7 protein-coding genes are annotated in these 6,636 nt (G+C 60.4%); all 7 read left to right on the top strand.

Going from position 1 to position 6,636, the window contains the following annotated elements; genetic code table 11:
* The first annotated feature begins 378 nt into the window (after window positions 1-378).
* From trbB to trbL, 7 genes are read left to right on the top strand one after another with little or no spacing between them, the layout of a single operon-like run.
* Window positions 379-1,344 (top strand): P-type conjugative transfer ATPase TrbB, encoded by a 966-nt coding sequence (gene trbB, locus NCHU2750_RS28000; protein WP_119945095.1) that lies wholly within the window; start codon window positions 379-381, stop codon window positions 1,342-1,344.
* On the top strand, window positions 1,334-1,723 hold the full coding sequence (locus NCHU2750_RS27995; protein WP_119945061.1) for a TrbC/VirB2 family protein: 390 nt from the start codon (window positions 1,334-1,336) through the stop codon (window positions 1,721-1,723). The genes trbB and NCHU2750_RS27995 overlap by 11 nt, the downstream gene beginning before the upstream one ends.
* Window positions 1,716-2,015, top strand: a complete 300-nt coding sequence (locus NCHU2750_RS27990; RefSeq protein WP_119945060.1) for a conjugal transfer protein TrbD — start codon at window positions 1,716-1,718, stop codon at window positions 2,013-2,015. The genes NCHU2750_RS27995 and NCHU2750_RS27990 overlap by 8 nt, the downstream gene beginning before the upstream one ends.
* Before the next feature lie 10 nt (window positions 2,016-2,025).
* The gene (locus tag NCHU2750_RS27985; RefSeq protein WP_119945059.1) at window positions 2,026-4,461 is read left to right on the top strand and encodes a conjugal transfer protein TrbE; all 2,436 of its coding nucleotides are present in this window, start codon (window positions 2,026-2,028) and stop codon (window positions 4,459-4,461) included.
* Window positions 4,454-5,263, top strand: coding sequence for a P-type conjugative transfer protein TrbJ (gene trbJ / locus NCHU2750_RS27980; RefSeq protein ID WP_119945058.1), 810 nt, complete (start codon window positions 4,454-4,456; stop codon window positions 5,261-5,263). The genes NCHU2750_RS27985 and trbJ overlap by 8 nt, the downstream gene beginning before the upstream one ends.
* Window positions 5,260-5,463, top strand: a complete 204-nt coding sequence (gene trbK / locus NCHU2750_RS27975) for an entry exclusion protein TrbK (RefSeq protein WP_119945057.1) — start codon at window positions 5,260-5,262, stop codon at window positions 5,461-5,463. Before trbJ ends, trbK begins: the two co-directional genes overlap by 4 nt.
* Window positions 5,457-6,635: a P-type conjugative transfer protein TrbL gene (trbL, locus tag NCHU2750_RS27970; protein WP_119945056.1), complete on the top strand. Its 1,179-nt coding sequence runs from the start codon at window positions 5,457-5,459 to the stop codon at window positions 6,633-6,635. The genes trbK and trbL overlap by 7 nt, the downstream gene beginning before the upstream one ends.
* The last annotated feature ends 1 nt before the right edge of the window (window position 6,636 follow it).

Genomic DNA, 6,636 nt, shown 5'->3' with positions numbered 1-6,636 from the left:
CTCAAGATCCATTTCCTGCCAGTGGCGATTTTTTTCGAGAAATCACCAAAATTCCGCCTCCGGCAATAAGCTCCGATTCTGTTGGCCGAGCAAGAGATTTTTAGTTAACGAAAACCTAAAGGCGGTGGGTAAACACCACGAGAACTAGATATCTCCCTTACAATCCAACCCATTGACATCAATAAAGCTGCCACCCGCTCGTCGCCTTTCCTGTGACTTAAACCGCCTTTGGCGATTGTTGGCGCGGATCAGCCCGGGCAACCGCTGTTAGCCTGACGGAATCACCGAGCCAGCGCGAGGTGCAAATTTGCACCTCGACATCTCCACCCACACGCAGTCTCTCTTCCCACGTGCTCAAACGAGGGGACGATGTCATCCATGCTTCAGTCGCACTCCCGCCTTGTCCGCAAATTGCAGGACGCGCTTGGTGAGCGCTTATGTAGCGCCCTTGACGACCCGACCGTCGTCGAAATCATGCTCAATCCTGACGGCAAGCTCTACATTGAGCGCCTCGGGCATGGCGTCGCTCCGGCAGGGGAAATGCAACCGGCGGCGGCTGAGACCGTGATCGGTTCGGTAGCGCATTCCCTGCAATCCGAGGCCGACGGAGATCGTCCGATCATTTCCGGCGAACTGCCGATCGGCGGGCATCGCTTCGAGGGACTGCTTCCCCCCGTCGTCAATGCGCCCACCTTTACGATCCGCCGACGCGCCTCGCAGCTGATCCCGCTCGACGATTACGTCAGCACGGGGATCATGACGGAGGCGCAGGCCTCGATCATTCGCAGCGCCATCACCAACAGGCTCAATATCGTCATTGCCGGCGGGACGGGATCCGGCAAGACGACACTCGCCAACGCTGTCATCGCCGAAGTCGCCAAGACGGCGCCGGATGACCGCATGGTGATCCTAGAGGATACGACCGAAATCCAGTGCGCGGCCGAAAACGCCGTCAGTCTCCATACGAGCGACGCCGTGGATATGGCCCGGCTGCTCAAGAGCACGATGCGCCTGCGGCCCGACCGCATCATTGTCGGTGAGGTGCGCGATGGCGCAGCACTTACCCTGCTCAAGGCCTGGAACACCGGTCATCCGGGTGGCGTGACGACGATCCATTCCAACACCGCGATGTCGGCGCTTCGCCGGCTCGAACAGCTAACCGCCGAGGCGAGCCAGCAGCCAATGCAGGCCGTGATCGGGGAGGCCGTCGATCTGGTGATTTCGATCGAACGCGCCGGCGCGGGGAGGCGGGTGCGAGAAGTCCTGCATGTCGAGGGCTTCAATGGATCCCGCTACCAGACTGGACACTATCCGCACATCGATGAGGACAGCCATGCCGCATAATCGTCTGCTCCGTTTGGGACTCCCCGCCGCCATTCTCGGCACATCGTATGCCGCCCCGGCGCTTGCCAGTTCCGGGGGAAGCCTGCCCTGGGAAGCGCCGCTTCAGCAGATCCAGGAATCGATTACCGGACCGGTGGCCGGCTACATCGCGCTGGCCGCCGTCGCGATTGCCGGGGGCATGTTGATCTTCGGAGGCGAACTCAACGATTTCGCGCGTCGCCTGATGTATGTGGTACTGGTTGCCGGCATCCTTCTCGGCGCAACGACGATCGTCGGCCTCTTTGGCGCTACCGGTGCGTCGATCGGCATCGCGACCATTGCCGATCAGCAAAGCTCACAACCCTCCATGACGACCAGAGGGGAGGGGACCAATGGCTGAGGCCGGCTCCGCACTCCATCGAAACCGGATCCATCGCGCCCTGTCGCGTCCCAACCTGCTGATGGGGGCGGACCGGGAACTGGTTCTTCTGGCCGGGCTCGCCTCGGTCATTCTGATCTTCGTCGTTCTGACTGTCTATTCCGCTGTCTTTGGCGTCGCGATCTGGATCGTCGTCGTTGGCGCGCTCCGAATGATGGCAAAATCCGATCCGTTGATGCGGCAGGTCTATGTGCGGCACATGCGCTATCGCGCCGACTACCTGCCCACGTCATCCCCCTGGCGGAGCTTCTGAGGTTTCCAAGATGGTGGCATTGCGCGCATTTCGATCAACCGGCCCATCCTTCGCCGACCTAGTCCCTTATGCCGGCTTGGTCGACAACGGCATCCTTCTTCTGAAAGACGGAAGCCTGATGGCTGGCTGGTATTTCGCGGGCCCGGATTCGGAGAGCGCGACGGATTCCGAGCGCAACGAGCTTTCCCGGCAGATCAACGCCATTCTCTCACGCCTCGGGACTGGGTGGATGATCCAGGTTGAGGCCGTGCGAGTCCCGACCACCGAATATCCGTCCGCCGAACGGAGCCACTTTCCAGACACGGTCACCGCATTGATCGATGACGAACGCCGTCGGCATTTTGGCCGCGAGCAGGGCCATTTCGAGAGCCGACAGGCCTTGATACTCACCTATCGGCCGCCTGAGCGGCGGCGCGGCGGCCTCACTCGCTATATCTACGCCGATACCGAGAGCCGGACCGCCAGCTACGCGGAAACGGTCCTGGATTCCTTCCGGCGGTCGATCCGCGAGATAGAGCAGTATCTTGGCAACATCGTTTCGGTCCAACGCATGCAAACGCGTAACGTCCGCGAGCGGGGAGGGGAGCGGATCGCTCGATACGACGAGCTCTTTCAGTTCATCCGCTTTGCAATCACCGGCGAGAACCATCCGGTCCGACTTCCGGAAATTCCCATGTACCTTGATTGGCTGGCGACAGCCGAACTGGAGCATGGACTGACGCCGCGTGTCGAAAGCCGGTTTCTCGGCGTGATCGCGATCGACGGACTGCCGGCCGAAAGCTGGCCGGGCATCCTCAATAGCCTCAATCTGATGCCACTCACCTATCGCTGGTCCACGCGGTTCATATTTCTCGATGCCGAGGAAGCCAAACAGCGGCTCGAACGCACGCGCAAGAAGTGGCAGCAGAAGGTGCGGCCGTTCTTCGACCAGCTTTTCCAGACGCAATCTCGGTCAGTGGATCAGGACGCCATGTCCATGGTGGCTGAGACGGAAGATGCCATCGCCGAAGCGTCGTCTCAACTCGTCGCTTACGGCTATTACACGCCTGTCATCGTACTTTTCGATGAGAACCGTGCGGTCCTTCAGGAAAAGGCAGAAGCCGTCCGTCGGCTGATCCAGGCCGAGGGCTTCGGTGCCCGGATCGAAACGCTGAATGCCACCGATGCCTATCTCGGCAGCCTGCCGGGCAACTGGTATTGCAACATTCGAGAACCGCTGATCAACACCCGCAATCTCGCCGACCTTGTCCCACTCAATTCCGTCTGGTCCGGCAGCCCGACCGCCACTTGCCCGTTCTATCCACCGGACGCGCCGCCGCTCATGCAGGTGGCCTCCGGGTCGACCCCGTTCCGATTGAACTTGCATGTCGACGATGTCGGCCACACCCTGATCTTCGGGCCGACGGGTTCGGGCAAATCGACCTTGCTGGCGCTGATCGCAGCACAATTCTGCCGATATGAGAATGCGCAGATTTTTGCCTTCGATAAGGGCAATTCGATGCTGCCGCTGACGCTTGCGGCTGGCGGTGATCATTACGAGATCGGCGGCGAAGCGGGGGAGGGGGCCAATCTGGCCTTCTGCCCATTGTCTGAACTCTCGACTGACGGCGACCGCGCTTGGGCATCCGAGTGGATCGAGACCCTAGTTTCTCTGCAGGGGGTGACGATCACGCCAGATCATCGCAATGCGATCTCCAGACAGGTCGGACTGATGGCGTTAGCACCCGGCCGCTCTCTGTCCGACTTCGTCAGTGGCGTCCAGATGCGCGAGATCAAGGATGCGCTTCATCACTATACTATCGACGGGCCGATGGGACAGCTCCTCGATGCGGAGGCCGATGGCCTGACACTCGGCCGTTTCCAGTGCTTCGAGATCGAGGAGCTCATGAACATGGGCGAGCGCAATCTCGTGCCTGTCCTCACCTACCTGTTTAGACGCATCGAAAAGCGTCTCGACGGTCGGCCGAGTCTCATCATTCTCGATGAGGCCTGGTTGATGCTCGGCCATCCGGTCTTCAGGGACAAAATCAGGGAATGGCTGAAGGTGCTGCGCAAAGCCAACTGTGCCGTGATCCTCGCGACCCAGTCGATTTCGGACGCTGAGCGCTCCGGGATCATCGACGTCCTGAAGGAAAGCTGCCCGACGAAGGTCTGCCTGCCAAACGGGGCCGCCCGCGAGAGCGGCACTCGGGAGTTCTACGAGCGGATCGGTTTCAACGAGCGGCAGATCGAGATCGTCGCAAACGCCATTCCCAAGCGCGAATATTACGTCACCTCACCGGATGGGCGGCGGTTGTTCGACATGGCGCTCGGCCCGGTCACGCTGTCCTTCGTCGGCGCGTCCGGCAAGACGGATCTGGCCCGCATCAGGGCGCTACGCACCACTCAAGGCAAAGACTGGCCGCAGGAATGGCTCATCGAAAGGGGGATCAATCGTGATGCATAATCTCGTCTCAGATCGAACGAAGCGTTCAATCGTCTTATCGTTTGTCTCGGCTCTCGGCTTGGCGGCCTTGCCGCATCAAGCCTTTGCCGGCGGCGCTGTCACCGGTGCTACCGAAATGACGCAGCTCCTCAACAATGGCGAGCTCATCTCATTGGTTGGTCAGTCCGGCACGCAAATCCAAAATCAGATCACCCAGATCACGCAGCTTGCCCAGCAGATCCAGAACCAGCTCAACATCTATCAGAACATGCTGCAGAACACCGCGCAGTTGCCGAGCCATGTCTGGGGCGAGGTCGAGGGCGATCTCACTCAGCTTCGCAGCATCGTCAATCAGAGTCAGAGTATCTCGTTCTCGATGAGCAATGCCGATGACCTGCTGAAGCAGCGCTTTAAGAGCTATGCGGATCTGAAAACCAATCTCCCGAACGCTGAGACCTTCTCCTCGACCTATCAGACCTGGTCGAACACGAACCGCGACACGATCGCCAGCACGCTGAAGGCTGCAAGCCTGACGGCGGAGCAGTTCGACAGCGAAGAGGATACGATGAGCCAGTTGCGCTCGATGTCGCAGTCGGCCGACGGGCAGATGAAGGCGCTGCAGGTCGGGCATGAGATCGCCGCGCAGCAGGTGGCCCAGATGCAGAAGCTGCGCGGTATCGTCTCGCAACAGGCGACACTGATGGGGACATGGCTGCAGAGTGAGCAGTCGGACAAGGATCTTGCCCAGGCCCGTCGCGAGAAATTCTTCAATGCCGATGTTCAAACCATCCCCGATGGTCAGAAGATGGAGCCGAAGTGGTGACCCGTACAACAACGATCATTTCACTTCTGGCCGCCATCGCGGTCCTGGCTGCGGTCACCACCGTCGTCATAGCGCGGAACCAGGCGCCTTCTGCTCCTCAGATGAGCGAGGAGCAACGCGCCACCCGTGAGAAATTCTTCGGGACCGCGAAGGAGCCCGCCCCGATCCCGAAAGGGCAGGAGATGCGACCAAAATGGTGAGGCATCGACTGATCCGCTTTTCGCTGGCCGCCGGTGTCGCCTGCTTGCTTTTGGCGGAGCCAGCCTTCGCGCAGCAGGGGCAAGTTCTGACAGAACTGGAGAACCAGGTTTCAACAGCCGCCAAAGGCTGGGAAACCACCGTCATGGATGCCGCGAAATCGCTGTTCTGGATCCTGGCTGCGATCGAGGTCGGCATTGCTGCCGTCTGGCTGGCGATCCAGGCTGCCTCTCTAGAAACATGGTTCGCCGAGCTGGTTCGGCGCATCATGTATATCGGCTTCTTCGCCTTCGTGCTGACTCAAGGCCCAGCTTTCGCGAAGGCTGTCATCGACAGTCTTTATCAGATCGGCGCCGGAGGAGGTTCAGCATCGCCAGCCGAGGTGTTTGATGCCGGGGTTCGCGTTGCATCGCAAATGTCGCAACAGGCTAAGTTCGGTGTCTTTGAGGACAATGCGCTGGCGATCGCAGCCGTCATGTCGATGTGCGTCGTCGTGATCTGCTTTTCGCTGGTGGCTGCCATCTTCGTCTCCGTCATGGTCGAGATGTATGTCGGCCTGCTTGCAGGCATGATCATGCTGGGCCTGGGCGGCTCGTCGTTCACCAAGGATTTTGCTATCCGCTACCTGATTTATGCCTTCGGTATCGGCATGAAGCTGATGACCTTGGTGATGATCGCCAAGATCGGTTCGACCGTCATGCTTGGGCTTTCCAGTGCACCAACGGCTGAGACAGATCAGTTCATCACGACGCTTTCAATAGCGGGCATCGCCGTCGTCGTCTTCATCATCGCCATGTATGTGCCGAGCATCATCCAGGGCGTGGTTCAAGGCGCCTCGGTCTCGGGCGGAATGGAAGTCATCCGCCACGGGGGCCAGGCCGCGTCGTTTGCAGCTGGCGGGGCCTTCCTTGCAGCTGGCGCCGTTGGCGCTGGCTTTGCAGCCGCCCAATCGGCAAGGGCAGGGGGCTCCTCAGTTGCGGGAGCCGCCCTTCGCGGCATGGAGGCGAGCTTTGGATCGGGTGCCGCAGCGGCAGGATCGGCCGCCAAGGAAAAGGCGATCGGCTCTCCCGGTGCCTATGCAGGGTCGATCCTCGGGCTGGCGAACGCCAAGCTCGATCAGGCGCGTGGCAAGTCTTCCTCGTCGCCAACGCCGCCCGAGCGCTCCGACAAATAGT

It is taken from the genome of Neorhizobium sp. NCHU2750, from assembly GCF_003597675.1.
In the GTDB taxonomy this organism is placed as follows: domain Bacteria; phylum Pseudomonadota; class Alphaproteobacteria; order Rhizobiales; family Rhizobiaceae; genus Neorhizobium.
Note: the sequence above shows the minus strand (reverse complement) of the source record. Positions and strands in the feature narration are given on the sequence as shown.

Excerpts from the sequence above, each read along its gene's own strand:
- trbJ (WP_119945058.1), top strand. The coding sequence starts at position 4,454 with ATGCATAATCTCGTCTCAGATCGAACGAAGCGTTCAATCGTCTTATCG.
- trbL (WP_119945056.1), top strand. The coding sequence starts at position 5,457 with ATGGTGAGGCATCGACTGATCCGCTTTTCGCTGGCCGCCGGTGTCGCC.
- NCHU2750_RS27995 (WP_119945061.1), top strand. The coding sequence starts at position 1,334 with ATGCCGCATAATCGTCTGCTCCGTTTGGGACTCCCCGCCGCCATTCTC.
- trbB (WP_119945095.1), top strand. The coding sequence starts at position 379 with ATGCTTCAGTCGCACTCCCGCCTTGTCCGCAAATTGCAGGACGCGCTT.
- NCHU2750_RS27985 (WP_119945059.1), top strand. The coding sequence starts at position 2,026 with ATGGTGGCATTGCGCGCATTTCGATCAACCGGCCCATCCTTCGCCGAC.
- NCHU2750_RS27990 (WP_119945060.1), top strand. The coding sequence starts at position 1,716 with ATGGCTGAGGCCGGCTCCGCACTCCATCGAAACCGGATCCATCGCGCC.